The organism is Lysinibacillus sp. FSL R5-0849 (genome assembly GCF_038595075.1).
Taxonomy (GTDB): Bacteria; Bacillota; Bacilli; order Bacillales_A; family Planococcaceae; genus Lysinibacillus; species Lysinibacillus fusiformis.
In genome coordinates this window covers 829,450-846,640 of record NZ_CP152004.1, presented here as the reverse complement: position 1 = coordinate 846,640, position 17,191 = coordinate 829,450, and the positions used below count along the sequence as shown (strand labels likewise).

General features: G+C 39.1%; 14 protein-coding genes and 1 riboswitch. Of the genes, 2 read left to right on the top strand and 12 right to left on the bottom strand.

The window, feature by feature from the left end; translation table 11 throughout:
* The first annotated feature begins 423 nt into the window (after window positions 1-423).
* On the top strand, window positions 424-1,620 hold the full coding sequence (locus MKY80_RS03895; RefSeq protein WP_043989688.1) for a tetracycline resistance MFS efflux pump: 1,197 nt from the start codon (window positions 424-426) through the stop codon (window positions 1,618-1,620).
* 51 nt (window positions 1,621-1,671) lie between these two features.
* Window positions 1,672-1,779, top strand: a riboswitch (TPP riboswitch).
* A gap of 94 nt (window positions 1,780-1,873) precedes the next feature.
* On the top strand, window positions 1,874-2,377 hold the full coding sequence (gene thiW, locus MKY80_RS03890) for an energy coupling factor transporter S component ThiW (protein WP_043989689.1): 504 nt from the start codon (window positions 1,874-1,876) through the stop codon (window positions 2,375-2,377).
* A gap of 90 nt (window positions 2,378-2,467) precedes the next feature.
* Here thiW and MKY80_RS03885 read toward each other — a convergent pair whose 3' ends face one another.
* From MKY80_RS03885 to fadH, 12 genes are all read right to left on the bottom strand, one after another.
* Window positions 2,468-5,065: a VWA domain-containing protein gene (locus MKY80_RS03885; protein WP_342532106.1), complete on the bottom strand. Its 2,598-nt coding sequence runs from the start codon at window positions 5,063-5,065 to the stop codon at window positions 2,468-2,470.
* Complete coding sequence (locus MKY80_RS03880) at window positions 5,049-6,794, bottom strand: BatA and WFA domain-containing protein (protein ID WP_342532104.1); 1,746 nt, start codon at window positions 6,792-6,794, stop codon at window positions 5,049-5,051. Before MKY80_RS03880 ends, MKY80_RS03885 begins: the two co-directional genes overlap by 17 nt.
* Before the next feature lie 11 nt (window positions 6,795-6,805).
* A complete protein-coding gene (locus MKY80_RS03875; RefSeq protein ID WP_008174101.1) occupies window positions 6,806-7,681 on the bottom strand; it encodes a DUF58 domain-containing protein in 876 nt (291 codons plus the stop codon).
* A complete protein-coding gene (locus MKY80_RS03870; protein WP_008174103.1) occupies window positions 7,678-8,673 on the bottom strand; it encodes a MoxR family ATPase in 996 nt (331 codons plus the stop codon). The genes MKY80_RS03875 and MKY80_RS03870 overlap by 4 nt, the downstream gene beginning before the upstream one ends.
* An 11-nt stretch (window positions 8,674-8,684) precedes the next feature.
* A complete protein-coding gene (locus tag MKY80_RS03865; RefSeq protein WP_342532101.1) occupies window positions 8,685-10,142 on the bottom strand; it encodes a hypothetical protein in 1,458 nt (485 codons plus the stop codon).
* Between the two features lie 12 nt (window positions 10,143-10,154).
* Window positions 10,155-11,000 carry an ABC transporter permease subunit gene (locus tag MKY80_RS03860; protein WP_008174107.1) on the bottom strand — a complete coding sequence of 282 codons (846 nt, stop codon included), beginning with the start codon at window positions 10,998-11,000 and terminating at the stop codon, window positions 10,155-10,157.
* Entirely contained in the window at window positions 10,997-11,932 is a 936-nt protein-coding gene (locus MKY80_RS03855; protein ID WP_008174109.1) for an ABC transporter ATP-binding protein, read from the bottom strand. The genes MKY80_RS03860 and MKY80_RS03855 overlap by 4 nt, the downstream gene beginning before the upstream one ends.
* Window positions 11,932-14,325 carry a hypothetical protein gene (locus MKY80_RS03850; protein ID WP_089985212.1) on the bottom strand — a complete coding sequence of 798 codons (2,394 nt, stop codon included), beginning with the start codon at window positions 14,323-14,325 and terminating at the stop codon, window positions 11,932-11,934. The genes MKY80_RS03855 and MKY80_RS03850 overlap by 1 nt, the downstream gene beginning before the upstream one ends.
* 166 nt (window positions 14,326-14,491) lie before the next feature.
* Entirely contained in the window at window positions 14,492-15,379 is an 888-nt protein-coding gene (locus MKY80_RS03845) for a LysR family transcriptional regulator (protein ID WP_008174113.1), read from the bottom strand.
* A gap of 69 nt (window positions 15,380-15,448) precedes the next feature.
* Entirely contained in the window at window positions 15,449-15,889 is a 441-nt protein-coding gene (gene cbpB / locus MKY80_RS03840; RefSeq protein WP_008174114.1) for a cyclic-di-AMP-binding protein CbpB, read from the bottom strand.
* 198 nt (window positions 15,890-16,087) lie between these two features.
* Window positions 16,088-16,327 carry a hypothetical protein gene (locus MKY80_RS03835; protein WP_008174117.1) on the bottom strand — a complete coding sequence of 80 codons (240 nt, stop codon included), beginning with the start codon at window positions 16,325-16,327 and terminating at the stop codon, window positions 16,088-16,090.
* A gap of 63 nt (window positions 16,328-16,390) precedes the next feature.
* The gene (gene fadH, locus MKY80_RS03830; RefSeq protein WP_342532097.1) at window positions 16,391-17,158 is read right to left on the bottom strand and encodes a 2,4-dienoyl-CoA reductase; all 768 of its coding nucleotides are present in this window, start codon (window positions 17,156-17,158) and stop codon (window positions 16,391-16,393) included.
* Window positions 17,159-17,191 lie beyond the last annotated feature (33 nt).

Genomic DNA, 17,191 nt, shown 5'->3' with positions numbered 1-17,191 from the left:
TATTTAGAAAGCAATTCTACTAGTAGCCTGTAGTAGTTCATCTTCGCAGCCCCCTCTCCTATAATCCCTTTGGTCTATGTTTAAGCTAACAATCATTTTCACCTCTAGATCCAAGAAAAGACCATAGATACTACGTGCCAATACATATGCCCATCATAGCTTCATCTTAAACAATATTATTCACTTTTATCACGCTATTTCATTTCAACAAAATTACTTCTAGCAAAAAGTTCATACGCTCTCCTAACTATTCATGTTTATTAATCAATTAGATACTATTACATTGTGAAGTTTTCTGAGAAAAAAACTTTTCTGGAAAACCATTCTAACGATTGGATCAGTTACAGCAATCTCAACTATTAGCCAGCCATAATTCTTTATGATAGACTGTACTATATTTGATTACATAAAGGGGGTTTTTCGATGACCCAGCAGAAGTCCAATAAGGCGGCTTTGTATATATTAATGTTTAATATGTTTATCGCAATGGGGAGTATTGGAATTATTATTCCTGTAATGCCGGAATATTTAAGAATATTTGGAGCAGCAGGACAAGTTCTAGGCATGCTTATTGCAACGTTCGCCTTGGCACAATTTGTATTTTCTCCAATTGCTGGGAATCTTTCTGACCTGTATGGGCGGAAAAATTTAATTATTTTCGGTCTTATACTAACAGGACTTGCACAAATCGGTTTTGGCCTTTCTACAGATGTTTGGATGCTCTTTTTGGCACGCTTTTTAGGTGGCCTTGGCTCTGCATTTGTTGCACCTCCTATTATGGCTTTTGTAGCAGACGTGACAACTTATGAAGAACGCGGAAAAGGAATGAGTATGTTAGGAGCTGCAATGTCGTTCGGCTTTATGATTGGCCCTGGAATTGGTGGTTTCCTCGCAAAGGTTAGCTTACATTTTCCATTTTTCATGGCGGGAGCTGCCGCCATTTTAGCGTCTATTTTATCGTACTTTTTATTACCATCTACAAAGCCAAATACTGCGCAAAATAGACAAAAGCAAGATAATCTGGTGAAACAGATGGCTCGCTCTGTACATATGCCTTATTTTGTTATGTTAATTATTATGATGGTATTCTCATTTGGGATTGCTAACTTCCAAACAACCTTATCACTATTTGTGACAGAAAAATTTAATTACTCACCTGGCGATATTGCTACCATTCTAGTGGTTGGTGGAGCATTTGGGGTAATTGTACAGATGTTTATCATAACGCCACTCTTTAAACGCTTTGGTGAAATGAAAGTAGTTTTGGTCAATTTATTTATTGCCTCCATTGCTATTTTCTTAATATTATTTGTTTCAGGTTTTGCACTAATATTAGTTGTAGCAACCATCTTCTCTACGGCAACAACATTAATTCGTCCAGCTGTTAATACACTCATCTCAAAACTTGCTGAAACAGAGCAAGGGTTTGCAGCCGGCTTGAACAATGCCTATATGAGTCTTGGAAATATGATTGGACCCGCTTTAGCTGGTTTCTTATTTGACTGGAATATGAATAGTCCTTATATTTTTGGTGCCATTATCTTATTAGCCTGCTTCTTCCTTGCCCTGATTTGGACATTGAAAAAGGCACCACAGCTTATGCATCCAGATTCACACTAATCATCAAAGCTTATTGACTATTGATTGAAGTATGTTACACTTCTAAAAAATACTTACCACTAGGGGAGTCTTTTAAAGGCTGAGACGTATATGGTTATATACGGACCCTTCGAACCTGATCTAGTTCATGCTAGCGGAGGGAAGTGGCGCTTCTTGCTATTTTCAGTGTATAAGCAAGGCCGCTTCCTGTCGTTTGAAGGAAGCGGCTTTTTTCATTTTCCTAGTGGCTAAAACGAAAAGGAGCGCACCTATCATGTCTATTCGAAAATTAACAATTATGGCTTTATTAGTAGCGATTGCCGTTGCAGGCTCTACGTTCATCTCCATTCCAACTGGGATTGCTCGTGCCTACCCTGTGCAGCACGCTATTAACGTAATAGGAGCCATTATACTTGGACCCGTACCTACAGTTGTAGTTGCCTTTGTTACGGCTATCATTCGTATCCTTACAGGAACAGGCTCACTGTTAGCCATTCCTGGTAGTATTATTGGAGCATTATGCGCAGGTCTTGCCTATAAATATAGCAGTAAAATGTGGCTAGCTGGTATGGGTGAAGTGATCGGCACTGGTCTTCTCGCATCGCTTGTAGCAGTGCCCTATGCAAAGTTACTTATGGGGACATCCGTAGCGGCCTTATTTTTCATGCCTGCCTTTTTAATATCAAGTTCAATTGGAGCAATCTTAGGTATTGTAGTAGCTAGCAGTTTGCGTAAAACCGTGCTAGTAAAATATTTTAATTCCCGCTCTTTTTATTAAATAACGTTGTTGATATAACTTAGAGGATTTGTCTCCATGCATATACAAAAAGCAGTGCGAAATAATTCGCACTGCTTTCATCTAACTAAATTATTGGCGTTTTTTCATACCCTTTAATAATTGTGCCACGTTCGTGTTTTCTGCCTGTACGGGGTGATTCTCTACAATTTGCTCCTTTTTCTTCGGCTTCGTTAGGAAATTCCAGCCAAAGCGTCTTATTGTAATATCAATAAAGAATAAGAGCATACCTGCAAGGAGAAGCCATGTCGCAATGTTTTGACGATCCGCCCCTTGCTTTGTAAAGTCACGGAACACTTCTTGTGGTTCTTTTAAAATAGCACCCCCAGTTTGTTCGGTTAATTCTTCTATTAATTTATCATTAGCAGGAAGAAGTTCATACTCAGCACTATAGGGAACACTTAATCCAGCCTGATAAATCGTTTCCTTTTCATCAGCGATACGGAAGAAGATTAATCCCGGGTCAGCTTGTACTACAGCACGCACCTGAGAGGCTGATATAGTTTCAAGCTGTGTGTCTAACTCTTCACCAGCTTCATTAACCGCAACAATATCTAAAAAGGCTGCTTCATTTGTAGGATCTGTAATCATAAAGGACCCATCTGATTCTATTCTTACATCATAGGCAACATCATTATAACTTGGGAGCATTTGTGAAATAAGCGTTTGCCAAAATGTGCCCCAGTTTTGCCATCTTGCCCAGTCGCCCGACCACTTTCCTGTTGAATCAGAAGTGAATGCGAATGTTTTGCCAAGACCGTATTGCCATTGTGCTAACACCGGATCTTCTTTTTCGCTTTCAGCCACGACGGTAGCACCCTGCTTTGCGGTTGTTCCGATATAAGCATTCATTTGTGGAACGCCATTGGCAAATAGCGTATTCCATCCCCCTGCATGATAGAGTATTGGATAAAATGGGTTATCCTCAATGTACGTACGGGAAATCATAGCTGTTTCACGAGATAAAATGGAAGGAATAGTTTGCTCATCGATAACATTGTAGAAACGTCCGCTTCCCATCTCACTCAGAGCTTCCAATAAGTTAGCATCCGCATCTTGACCAATAGCCACTGTTGATAAAGTTATTCCAGTATCTTTTCCTTGTTCAATTAAATCTTCATAATTTCCTGGCTGTGATTGTCCATCCGTTAAAAGAATAATATGCTTACGTTGCAGTTTTATATCTGCTAGGTTTTCATATGCTTTTGCAAGTGAACCATAGATTTCTGTCCCGCCTCCTGGTGTAACAGATAAAATGGTATCCACTGCCTCTTCTTTATTGTTCAGAGGACCAGTCTCTATAATTTCCCATGGTCGATCATCAAATGCTATAAATCCTAATGTATCTTCATCACGTAGCATTTCAACTGAACGTGCTGCTGCTTCCTTTGCAAGCTCTAGCTTGGATCCTGACATACTACCAGAGCGATCTAGTACAATGACAAGTCCTAATGAAGGTAATTGTTCTTTCCCCTTAATTTCCATTTCAACAGGTAATAATGTTTCAATTGGCGTTTTAAAATAACCACCTAAACCAAAGCTATTTTCTCCACCAACCATTGCAAAACCAACACCAAAGTTTTTGACTGCTTGCTCTATCACACTCATTTTCGCCTCACCGACTAAATGTCCTGGTACATTATCGAAAATAATGGCATTATATTGCAAATAACTAGAGAGTTCATTTGGTAAGCTTTCAGGTGATTTTATATCATAGGCTATTGATTGCTGACCAAGTGCCGCCGCTATTGGTGAAGCTGTTTCATAGCCATTCACAATGAGTAAATGTGGTTCGCTTTGTACCATTGTGACACTTGTTAATTTATTGTTTTCAAATATTGCGTCTTGTCCTACTTGAACAACGGCTTCATATTTCACCAGCCCTTCACCAGTCGCTGCATGTTTATAGGTAAACATATTCGTTCCTTCGGCTAGCTCGACTGCCTCACGATGAATCAGTTCATCATTTTCATATAATAATAGCTCGCCTTGTCCAGCTGTTGTTGCATGCACTTCTGTTACCAGTTGTTGTTGCTCACCCACATAGGCAACTTGTGGGGACACAAAGCTTATTAATGAAACATCATTCACAACAGGCTGACTAAAGGGCACAACATCCACACTAATATTGGAGCCTTTAAACTTCGTGGCGAAATCTAAAGCATTGCCCTTTGTCTCATTGCCGTCCGTTAAGAGCACAAAGCGTGTTGCTTTTTTCGGATCTATAATACCTGTGGCAAGTTGCAGGCTTTGTTCTATATTCGTTTGATCAGTAGCCTTTATTTCCGTAAACTTTGGTACTTCCTTTAATGTTTTAGTCATAATGGCTTCTGTTTGTAATGTTGATGAGAATGAATACAGCCCTGCAAGCTGTTCGTCTTTTTTCGATTGTAAACTATCCTGTATAAACTGTACCATCTCATCTTCAGTCCCATTCATGGAAGCTGAGCGGTCAATTAGATACACGATTTGTTCTTCTTTTATAGGTAATAAAAGATACGGCCCTGCCAATGCGAAAACTAAACAGCCTACCGCTAGCATGCGAATCATAAGTACGATAGCATGACTCTTTTTTAGTCGCTGTCGTTCTCGCCAATAGGTCCAACCAAAATAGATGAGTAATGGAAGTAATAGCAACAATATTAATGGCATATCAATTCGTAAATCCACGACGTCGTTGCACCTCCCACTCTGAAACAAGTAAAACTAAAATAATAAGAATTAGCCAAGGGACAAAAGAAGCCTTCGAAATCTCAGCCTTTCCGTTATCAGAAATATCCCCTAATGTATAGCTTGTTCCTTGTTCAATAACACGTTCTTGCGCCTGCAATTGTACAATAAAATGTTTTTCTTCATTATTAGAACGCACAAAATAGATGCCAGGTTTTGTTGGCGCAGTTAGCATACCATCCGTAACCAATGATAGAAATTCATCTTCTTGTGAATATACACTCCAGTCTTCCTGCGCTAAAGCTACTACTCTTTGTTCATTTGGTGTGAAAATACCGAGTGAACCAATGGATTCTGATAACTGCTGTTCAGTACTCCATAAGAATAACGGGAATGATGGGTGTAGTGGCCAATCCGTATCTGCAATATCTGCTAAGACGACGATATCCCCTTTAGGAGAGCGCTGTATAAACGGCTGTTCTCCAACAGTAGCGATAGTTTCATAATTTACAAATCCAGGATACAAGGCGCTAACATAAACATCCTTGAGCTCGCTAAAAGCAAATAAAGCATCACTTTTAGTACTTACTATGCCACTTACCTCTACCTTTTCGGCATCATCACGGCCAAATAACACAAGAGGTTTGTCCATCTTTTCCAGCAATTCAGCTTGATTAGTGATCACCGTGGCATCCTGATTGTCTACTACTTGTAAAGGCGGAACGATTTTCACACCCGTACTTACGGATTGAAACCCTTTTTGAATCAATTGATGCATGCCCTGATCAACCACAATTTTTGAAGTAGCTGTTTGTAGTAAAACGGTTTGTTGATTATCTACTGCATAATCATCTTGCACATCAATGATTGCTGTCATTGATTTTTCTAAAGGTAACTCCTTAAAGGTTTTTGTTATCGCTTCCATTGGAGGAACAGCGATATTCTCAGCTACTAACTCTTTACCCTCTTCATTTAGTAATGCTAGTGTGACCTTTTGCTCGATGTCTGTATCATTATGAAGCTGCACAAGCGCCATTGTAGCCTGTCCATCTGTTGTTGCAGCAAATCGAGTAATAGCAATATTTGTTAAGTCCTTCGCAGCACCTCTTATTAGCCATTTAACAGAGTCCTTGTTCATAGGTAGTTGTTTTTTATCGAGTGCATCTGTAAATACATAAATTGAAGTCGGTGTATCTCCAACAAATGCTTGTGCCACATCTAGCGCCTTATCCATTTCTGCCGTTTCATAGGTTACTTGTAAGTCTTTAATACCTTTTTCGATATCTTTAACATTTGTCTCTTGCTGCAAAATCGCTTTTGGTGCTGAACCAGTCGTAATTAACGTGACTGGTCTCCCATTTAATTCATCTATAAGCGTCAGCATTTCCTGTTTATGTGTGTCAAAGGTAGATTGCCCCTTACCAGCTAACATTGTTGCAGAAGTATCAACAATAAATATAGTTTGCTCACCAACAATCGTTGATTTTTTCACATAGGGATTCATGAGTGCCAACACAAGGAGTAGCAATGCTAGTAACTGTAAATAAAGTAGGGCATTCTTTTGCAAATGCTTTAAATACGGAGATACCCGTGTTTCCTGCATAATCTCGGACCAGAAAAGTGTTGAAGAAACCGTCTGATCTGTATATTTTTTTCGAAAGAAATAATAGAGTAGGACAATGACCGGGATGATGGCCGTCCAGCTAAATATGATTTGACTAAAGCCCAATACGGCTCACCTCACCTAATCCAATGTGCTTTTAATAATTGCTGAAAGATTGCCTGTTGCAAACCATCTTCCACCTTCAATTGTAATTTCCGAATGCCGAAACGCCGACAAATGGCTTCAAATTCTTCTTCATGTAATAAACGTCTTGCGTGATAGGTTTCTAAAACTTTTGTGGACATTGTCACATTGACTTCATTACCTGTTTCACGATCCAGAAGGCGAACATCACCCGAATAGTTTGGTGATAATTCTTCTTGCGTCACAATTTGTAAAATCCTGACATCACCAGCATAGCGTGGTAGCCTTTTTAAAAGTTGCTCCCATTCCTCGATGGACTCTAATCCATCTGTCACAATAAATAACACTGTACTGTCTTTTGGTAAAGCCTTTAAGGCACCCTGTGCAAAAGGATTCGAATAACTCGCTTCCTCTATATCTGTCACTATTTGTAAAAATGTTCGGCGATACATAGCACCCTTCCGACGAAACGGTGGCTTCGCATCATCCTGTAAAAATGAAAAAGACAAACGATCGTCTCGACCAAGTACCATAAAACCAAGGGATGCCACTATTTGACGAGCAAAAATCCACTTGGCTTCTGTCCCCATTGATTTTGTGGTATCGAGTAAAATGTGTACGCGCATTTCTTGTTCATCTAAAAATCTTTTAATAAAGTATTTATCCGTTCGGGCAAAGACGTTCCAATCCACTTGTCGTACATCATCACCTAAATGATATTCTCGAAAATCCGAAAAATCGAGGGAAGCCCCAAAGCGCTGTGAACGATGCGAGCCTTTATGCTGCCCGCGTAGTTTGGAGGCAGTCGCTATTTGAAAACGACTAATTTTTGCTAACCAGTCTTCGGGCAATAAGTAGTTGGCTGTCACTTGCTAACACCTTGCTGAATTTTTTCTAAAATAACATCAATGACATCATCTGCTGTCTTTCCTGAAGCCTCCCCTTCATAGTTCAACAGCATTCGATGACGTAATACAGGCTTAGCTACAGATTTAATATCCGCTACCGAAACATGGAACCGCCCATTCATCAGCGCTCTAGCTTTAGCTAATTTTATTAAACTTTGCAAACCACGAGGTCCACTTCCATACATGGCATATTGCTTGACCTCGTCCAGTGCATCAGCTCTTTCTGGGTGCGTTGCCACCACTAAATCAGTGGCAAATTCCAGCATTTCATCAGCAACCAGCACTTCTTTCACCATTTGCTGTGCTTCTATTAGAGCCTCAGTGTTCATCAATTTTTGTAAGCCAATTTCCTGAGCACCTGTCGTACGTTTCATAATTTCCATTAGTTCATTTTTTTCTGGATAGGGAACAAGAATTTTACAAAGGAATCGGTCCATCTGTGCTTCTGGTAACGGATATGTCCCTTCCATTTCAATAGGATTTTGCGTCGCTAACACGAAAAAGGGTCTCGCCATTTTTTTTGTATCTCCCAAAATCGTTACCGTTTTTTCTCCCATTGCTTCTAACAAAGCACTTTGAGTCTTCGGTGTAGCACGATTTATCTCATCCGCTAACACCATCTGACTAAAAATCGGACCTGGCTGAAACGTAAATTGTTGCTTCCCATCTGGGGTACGTTCAATCATACTTGTTCCAGTTATATCAGCCGGCATAAGATCTGGTGTAAATTGTATTCGTGAAAACGACAAGTCAAGTACTTCAGAAATTGTACGGATTAACATCGTCTTCCCTAAGCCTGGTAAACCTTCTAATAATGCATGACCATCTGCTAGTACAGCGTACAAAGTATAATCAATTGCATCCTCTTGTCCTACAATAAAGCGATGGATTTCATCTTTTACTTGTTGTAATTTTGTACTCATTTCTACATACTGTTGCTCTGTAAATGCCATTTCATTTCCTCCTACTGCGACTCAATTGACGTGAAATAAGATTGCACGACATTTTGTAAATCCTTCGGTAATTGTAAACGCTCTGAGCTTTCTAAATAGCTGTCTTTATAGGAGCCAATTACTTCTTCATACGGTCGAATGGTACCCTTTGTTATCGGACCATTCCCCTGTTGCTCAGAAACATGGGAACCATCTCCCAATGCTCCCCCATCTACGGATGTCTCGTTTGACCCACCTAGACGATTCGGTGTCGTCAATAAATCACGACCACCTTGACCTCTGCCTGCGCCTTGTCCCTGACCTTGACCTTGTCCTTGTCCTTGTCCTTGGCCCTGTCCTTGGCCCTGTCCTTGGCCCTGTCCTTGGCCCTGTCCTTGGCCCTGTCCTTGGCCCTGTCCTTGGCCCTGTCCTTGGCCCTGTCCTTGGCCTTGATTATTACCATTCTGTTGTTGGGAACCACTTTGAGCATTATTTTGACCAGACTGGCTTGCCTGCCCTTGCTGATTGCTTGGCTGGGAATTCCCGGATGACTGCTGACTACCTTGTTGTTGGTTATTATTTTGATTGTTAGTGCCAGCATTATTAGCACTAGCAATCGCATTTTGTAAGGAATTACTTGCTGGTTTACCAAGTTTACTCATAGCTGTTTGTGTGGCATTTGCATTTTGTGTGAGGTTTTGCTGCATTTGAGCAAGTTCTTTCAATTGTTCAACTTCTGCTTTCGATAAGCCTTGTTCGTCGGTAGCACCGTCTTGACTTGCCGTTTGCTTATCCTTTAATTGCTGCTCCTTAAGAGCAAGCTCCTTTTGCTTCTTCACCACTTCGCGCAGTGCCTCTTCAGCTGTTTCTGCTTCCTTAAGCGTGTTTTGAAGCTCTTGCAATTGCTCTTTTACTTCTTTTGTCTGTGCTTTTTTCTCCAGCTCCGCAACTTCCTTCTTCATATCGTCGATTACAGCTTGCTCATTTTCAACTTCTATCGCTTCAATTTGAGTCGCTGCTGGGAACATATAAAGGATTGCTAGGACGACTGCTGTGCCAAATAATCCAATAAACGCCTTTGGTCGAAACAAATTTTTCTTCCGAGCCTTAAAGCGTATGAAAGCCTGTTCAACATTCTGTATTGCCTTTAATAATAATGCTTGAACAAGTGGGTCCTGATCGTCTTTCAATGATAAAGCAGTCACCAACTCATTATGTGAAAAATAATGATCCAATGTATGCAAAGCTTCTTTCTCTTTAACACGTCTCCACCAGATGTAAACTATCGTTGCAATCAGAAGCGTAACAAAGACAGCCAACGCAATTTGGCGATAATAGGGCCAGACAAATAATCTTGAAATAAGAACAAGAGAAGCACACGAAAGCAATGCCAAAAACAGACCGTATTGTGCAATAGGGATGCTTTTTTCAAATGTTAAACTCGACTTTGCACGCTGAATGTATTTTCGTAATTGCTTACGACGCTCCATAATAATTCCTCCTCATCGGTTACTTTTCATGTTGGCACGTAATTTTTTTATCGCAATCGTTAAACAAAGTACAATAATCAATACATACGCAATTAAATAAGTAATCCACACAGGTAGTTCCACTCCTGAAAGCTCAGCTAACGCATTGCCCATCTCCGGTGAAATCAGCGTCAGCATTAAGGCACCTGGATTAATTGAAGCCCAAAAATAAGTCATAAAGGAGGTACTTGCACCAACGGCATTACCCATTTGATGGAAAGCCATTGTTAAAAAGAAGAAGAATGCAGTAATCCCTCCTAAAAAGATAATAGATCCATATGTGGCTATCATGGCAACTATTGTTTTTTTAGTAATCGTTGAAAACATGACGCCAATACTACCTATTGCTACAACAGTAACTAAGTAAAATAAAAATATAGAAATAAGCTGAGAAGGTGAAACTCCACCAAATAGGAACACTAAACTATATAATGGTAATCCTGCTACGAGCATTAAAACTAGAAACGACACGGACGATAATAATTTTCCAATGACAATTTGTGTAGAGCTTTGTGTCGTTGTTAGCAAAATATTTAAGGTTTGTTTTTCACGCTCACTACTGATAGCTCCTGCTGTTAAGCTTGGTGTAATGAATAGAACTAATGCCATTTGTAAAATCGTTAATACAGCAAACATCATAAAACTTGTTTCTGGTCTAAAAAATCCTTTGCCAGTAAATTCAGTTGTCAGCAATAAAAAGCCTGCAATGAAAATACAAAGTACTGCTAAGTAAAACATTAATCCTGAGAAGCTTTTAAAAGAACGGAATCGTAACTTTAACTCTTTCACAAATACTGGATTATAAAATCTTTCCATCATTGACTGTCCGCTCCCTTCGTAATCGCCATAAAGACATCCTCTAAATCTTTTTCTTCCTCACTTAACGCATAAATTGGTAAATCGGCAAGTATGGCCTTTTTCAGTAATGCCACCTGCTCTGCATCTGTTCCACGATAATTAAAGGCTATTTCAAGACGATGCTCAAGAACATCAATAGACGAAATATGGGGATCTTCTTCTAAATATGAGCGTACTTCATTTATACGATCTGTCACTTTCATTACAATACGCTTTTCTCCCTGTAGCTGTGCCTGAATGGCAGCAACATTTCCATGTGCAATTAATTTGCCATTATCAATGACGCCAATTTCATCACACATTTCAGCTAGCTCCGGCAAAATATGAGAAGAAATTAAAATGGTTTTACCCATAGACTTTAAATTTCGTAAAATATCTCGCATTTCCACACGGGCGCGAGGGTCTAATCCAGATGCTGGTTCATCTAAAATCAATACTTTAGGATCATGAATAAGTGCACGGGCAAGACATAAACGTTGCTTCATCCCACGCGATAATAAATCTACGTATTCATAACGTTTACTCGTTAAATTTACAAGTTCTAAAAGCTGTGGAATCAGCACTTGGCGTTCTGCCAGTTGTATACCATAGCTAGCTCCATAAAAATCTAAGTATTCATCTACTTTTAGCTGATCATAGACACCAAAGAAATCAGGCATATAACCAATCTGCTTGCGTACTTCTTTCGGTTCCTTGACGACACTTTTACCGTTTATCAACGCATCGCCTGATGTCGGTGACAATAATGTCGCTAAAATAGAAAATGTTGTTGATTTCCCTGCTCCATTTGCACCAACAAAGCCAAACACGATGCCTTCTTCTAAGGACAAATTTAAATGATCCAGGGCCGTAAAGGAGCCATATCTTTTCGTTAAGTCACGAATTTCAATCATTATTTTGCCACTCCCTTCAGCTCTATTTCAGGTAATTTCGTTTGTTCGCCAGTTGGATCTGGGCCATATTTTATTTCAAGTCGAACTTCACTATCTTGATTAATATAATTTTTAATGTTATTTGTAAACACTTGCTTTGTATCCACTAATGGCTCATACATATTCGTCGCATTATTCCATATCGACAGCTGCATACGCTTAACATCCTTATTAGAAATAGTTAGTTCATTAAGTGATTCCACAGCGTCCATAAATTGATCGGGCATTGCCATTGTTAATTCGTATAAACCATCAGATAGATACCAGTTATTTAATTCCTCATCAATTTTATCGAAGTATCCACTCGCCGATAGTGAGTTTAATGAGTACGTGAAATTATTACGTTTCATTGTAAAGGGTCCTGATAGTTCGACTTTCCCTTTAAACGGTTGAACAAGCATTGTAATTGGAGACATATTTGCACTTGTTTCAAGTTCAGCCCCTACAATTGCTTGATCTGTCCATGCTGTCAGTACTGGCTGTCTATCATTCTCTACAAGTGGCAATGCTAATGTTTTCATTCGTTCAACACGCATAGGATCTACCTCATCCTTCTGAGATGGGTAACTATAATTATAACTATTAAAAACAGATGGCTTTTGAAGTACTGTTGTCTTCATTTCCTTGTCTACTTGTAAGGTTCCGTTTGCTTTAATATCACCCAGTTTTACTTCTTTCACGCCAGAGATTAAAGTGACGTCTTTTAATTCAAATGGGAAATTATTTTTTATTGTTCCAGTTAGCTTCTCATTTTTCAACGTTATATCAACATCCATTTTGCCAATATTTTGAGCAGATGTTTTCCCTCCAAATGATTGAACAGACCAATAATTTAAATCACGTAATGTTAACGTTGAACCGTTGGCATTTTCCTTAATATAAGAAGATTCATGTAAATCACCCACTGAACCCGTGAAATTATTATAATTTCTCATTGCAACAGCCGTTGTGTTTTTATCCGTATTCACAATAAAATCCCCGCTACGATTCGTTAAGATTGATTCAACATAATACCCATTTAAACTACTATCCTCATTGACCTTATAAAATGCGGATTGTTGTACTTGTGGCTGAACAATTCTGTCTTTTGCTCCAACAATGAAAAGACCAATCGAAAGAACGATTGAGAACACCGGAATAATCCACCATGCATGCTCTCGCTTATCTACCTTTTTCAGGACAAAATAAAGAACTGGACCAATGATGATAATATAAAGAATAATGACGATAAGCATATAGCTTACTGAAACTTCAAAGGACGGGAATAGTTCATTTATGTTACGAAGCTCATAAGAAATTTGATCGAGTGGGGATTGTCCCTGACTCATCATTCCTTGCTGTGAAATACTTTGAATATCAATTATCTTTGCTAGGAGGGCTGCATAGCCATCCATTGAAGCGAGCGGCTGATCTCCTAAAGAAAAGGCTGTTTGAATAATTTCGCCACTGCCAATTTTTTTCTTCGAGGCTAGGACTACATTATTCTCCGTTAATACAGGTAAACTTTCTTCATGATTAGTAGCTGTATGAATCGAAATTGGCTGCGTAAAAATACCACCGCCCGATAATTTTGTTAATGTTTCTGCAGAAATAGATGTCATTTCTTGTGATAATGACATTGGTAAATAATCTTTAAAAACCCCTGCTGTGGCATCTACTTGATCAGTAGCCCCTAAAAGTAATGTACCCCCATCTTGTACCCATTTCAGCAATGCCGCTTGTTGTTTTTGTGCTAAGTCGGCTATTGCTACTTCATCTATGACGATGACGTTTGCCATGGCAAGTCCTTGTTCATCTTCTGGGAATGTATAATCCTTTAATTGATTAATATTAAATATTTCCACATTGTTTTGAGGAACAAATGATGATAAACGTAAAAGTGCAGATAGTCGATCACTTTTATCTGTTAATGTATAGACAAATGTTGATGTAGGATCTAAAAAATTGGATTGTAGGCGCTTGGTCCCCTTATAGGCAATCTTTTTTCCCTTTTCAATATTCCCTTCATAAAAGGCAAATAAATCTGCGTCCGAATATCCATTGTCAGCTAAACCATCTAGATAGAAGGTAAATGTCTTCTCTTCTCCTGCTGCAATATCAATTGGAACGACAAGTGCGGATGCTGCTTCATAAGAATTCGAAGAATTTATTGCCATATCCCCAGAAAAATCTGCACCGTTATTTTTCACTGTCACTTGTAATGGCACAACTGATTGATATTTAGCTTTCCCTGATATACCTGCTGTTGCTTTGACCTCTAATGGTGCAGCTGCTTGCGCCTGTGTGGAAGGCAGCAGAAAGCTCATCATCAGCATAACTAATAAGGTCAGTGCCGTAATTTTTGTCTTTTTCAAAAGCTCAACCCCTTTTTATGTAAGTAGATGGTTACATAATTATACGATTTAAATTGCATTTTGTTCCATTTCTTATGATATCTTCATCAATATTCATAAACTCTTAAGAAATCACCGAGCCAAACGAAAAAGACAATCCCCTAATAGACTGGAATTGCCTTATTTTTTATTTTGTATAGTCAAACAAACAACGAGCATGGTCTTGCACTACTTCTACAAATGCTTCTACCTGTCGCAATTCAAAAGATGATTCATAGCCAATGAGCCATGTATCGCGTGTAATTCCAAATTCCTTTTCATCGTTTGTTAAAGGTATTTTATGAATTTCATCATGGTCATTTAATGTAATGGATGGTAGTATAGCATACCCTATTCCATTTAAAGCCATCTGTTTACAAATTTCTATTTGATCGACTAAAATTTGTTTTCTTGGATTGGAGGCAAAGTGCTGCTGCCACCATTGTTGAATTTCCTGATAATAGTTCGAGTCACTTTTATATTGAATAAAAGGACGATCTGTTGTCAGCACATCTTCAATTGTCTTCACCTCTTTATCCACCAAATAAAGGGTGTCTCTGAAAAGGTGAATCTTTTCCCCTTTCCAATCTACCTGACCTCGTACAATTCCAATATGTGCCTCGCCCTCATAAAGGGCTTTCACAATTTCAGAACTCCAGCCCGTCATAAGTGATATTTTTGCATCGGGATATTTAGATACAAATTCCTTCAGGATTTTAGGCAACCAGTTTTGACCAACAATAGACGCACAGGCAATTTTCAAGGTTCCATTTACCTTTGTCGTTAAGGATTGAATCGTTTCAAATATTTCTTCCTTTTTGGCTAGCATTTCCTTTGCATAAGCAATAACCTGTTCACCAGCAGGTGTTGCTGTTAAACCTTTTTGTGAACGAATAAATAATTGTGCACCCCAGTCCTTTTCAATCGTTTGTAAACGTTGGGAAAGGGCTGGCTGGGATAGAAATAGACGTTCAGCCGCTTTCCGCATATTGCGTTCCTCAGCTAAAATTTTTAAAATCTCTGCCTCTGTTGCCATCAATCTGTAAACCTCCAATTACAAGCAAAGAGGGCCTCATGATTTTCATATGAGCTCCCTCTTAAACTACTACTCTTTTTGATAAATATATTTTTTCAATTGCTTTAAAATAACACGTCTTGTTAATATCCCTGCAAAAGTACCATCTTCGTCCACTACACATAAAAATGCGTGGTTAATGACTAAATCCAAAGCTCGCTGAAATGTATCTGACAACTTTAATACAGCGATCTCTTTTTCCATAATAGAGTCAACTTTAATATCAGGAAGCTTTTCATACTCAATATGCTCGAGTCCTAGAATCGATTCCGTTATCATTTTCATGCTCAGTAAACCTTGAAGTCGATATTTCAAATCTAATACAGGTATGGACGAATATCCTGTACGCGTTAGTACAAGTAGTGCGTGCTCAGCACTATTGCCACTTTGTACATGCGCAACTTTTTCAGAGGAAATGATAAAATCACTAATTGGCATTGCTAATAAGTCTTTGCTGTTAGTTGAAATCATGAACTTCTTCTCCTTTTCTGTCCTGGCTGTGCAGAACAGTCCTTCCCTTTCATCATATCACAACTTTTCTATGTCTGACCATGATCAGGACGGGAAGAGTTTTTCAGGAATAACGAATTTTTTTGAGCTATTCAACAAAAACTAAGTACACCCTCAATCAGTTAAAGTGTTTCATCTCTGATTGAGGATGAGTTATTTCTAATAGCCAGCCTTACTCCAGTAATAAAAAATCATGATCCCTAAAAAGAGTAAAAATATCAGATATACCCATACGATTGGATTGAGCATCGTTGCATACTCTTCAACCGTTTCTGAAATCGGAGTATCCTTTTCAGACTTCCGTTCAGAAGTCATCTTTGCAATTTTCAACGTGGATACAAACGAAATAACACAAATAATTATCATGGCAATTAGAGCTGGTATTAACCACATACCCATTGTCAAAACTCCTTTCTTTACCCTTAGTATGCGTCAATCCAGCTCTTCATTATGCAAACATTTTTAGAATGGATATTGATTGAGCCACTGACCACCATCCAGTGTCACACATTCTCCGTTCATATAGCTTGCCTTATTAGACATCATAAATGTAGCTAAATCAGCTATTTCCTCAGGTGTACCCGTACGTCCTAGTGGAACAGAATCTAATGTACGCGCAGCAGCTGCTTCAGATTCCCAAAGCTTATCAGCACCACCTGTTCGTTCTATTGGCCCTGGTGCTATGGCATTGACGCGAATACCATATTGCTTCCCCCATTCTACTGCTAATGTTCTCGTCAATGATAATACTCCCGCTTTTGCTGCAGCTGAATGGACCACACCAGCTCCTGCATTCCAAGCATAAGTAGCAACCATATTCAAAATAGAGCCCTCAATATTATTTTTAATCCAATATTTACCTACTGCTGAAGAACAGAAGAACGTACCATTTAACACGATATCTACTACTGCCTTCCAGCCATTAGGTGTTAAATCCTCAGCATGTACAATGAAATTACCAGCGGCATTATTAACAAGACCATCAACCTGTCCAAATTTTTCAACAGCAAATGCTAGCATCGCCTCGGCATGTTCTGGTACTCGTACATCCATTTGGAAGGTTTCAATCGTTGAGCCAGCCTCTGCAATAAACTTTTTTGCCTCTGCTAAACGTTCTTCATTGCGCCCTGTGATGACAACATTTGCTCCTTCGGCAACAAATTGCCTCGCCATATAAAGACCCATTCCACTTGATCCACCTGTAATTATAATTGTCTTCCCCTGCAACATTCCATTTCCCCCTTTGTCAAAAATGAATGGTTA

Coding starts and splice junctions, on each gene's coding strand:
- MKY80_RS03855 (WP_008174109.1), bottom strand. CDS start 11,932: ATGATTGAAATTCGTGACTTAACGAAAAGATATGGCTCCTTTACGGCC.
- MKY80_RS03865 (WP_342532101.1), bottom strand. CDS start 10,142: ATGGAGCGTCGTAAGCAATTACGAAAATACATTCAGCGTGCAAAGTCG.
- MKY80_RS03835 (WP_008174117.1), bottom strand. CDS start 16,327: ATGGGTATGTGGTTAATACCAGCTCTAATTGCCATGATAATTATTTGT.
- MKY80_RS03895 (WP_043989688.1), top strand. CDS start 424: ATGACCCAGCAGAAGTCCAATAAGGCGGCTTTGTATATATTAATGTTT.
- cbpB (WP_008174114.1), bottom strand. CDS start 15,889: ATGATTTCAACTAACAGCAAAGACTTATTAGCAATGCCAATTAGTGAT.
- MKY80_RS03860 (WP_008174107.1), bottom strand. CDS start 11,000: ATGATGGAAAGATTTTATAATCCAGTATTTGTGAAAGAGTTAAAGTTA.
- thiW (WP_043989689.1), top strand. CDS start 1,874: ATGTCTATTCGAAAATTAACAATTATGGCTTTATTAGTAGCGATTGCC.
- fadH (WP_342532097.1), bottom strand. CDS start 17,158: ATGTTGCAGGGGAAGACAATTATAATTACAGGTGGATCAAGTGGAATG.
- MKY80_RS03845 (WP_008174113.1), bottom strand. CDS start 15,379: ATGGCAACAGAGGCAGAGATTTTAAAAATTTTAGCTGAGGAACGCAAT.
- MKY80_RS03870 (WP_008174103.1), bottom strand. CDS start 8,673: ATGGCATTTACAGAGCAACAGTATGTAGAAATGAGTACAAAATTACAA.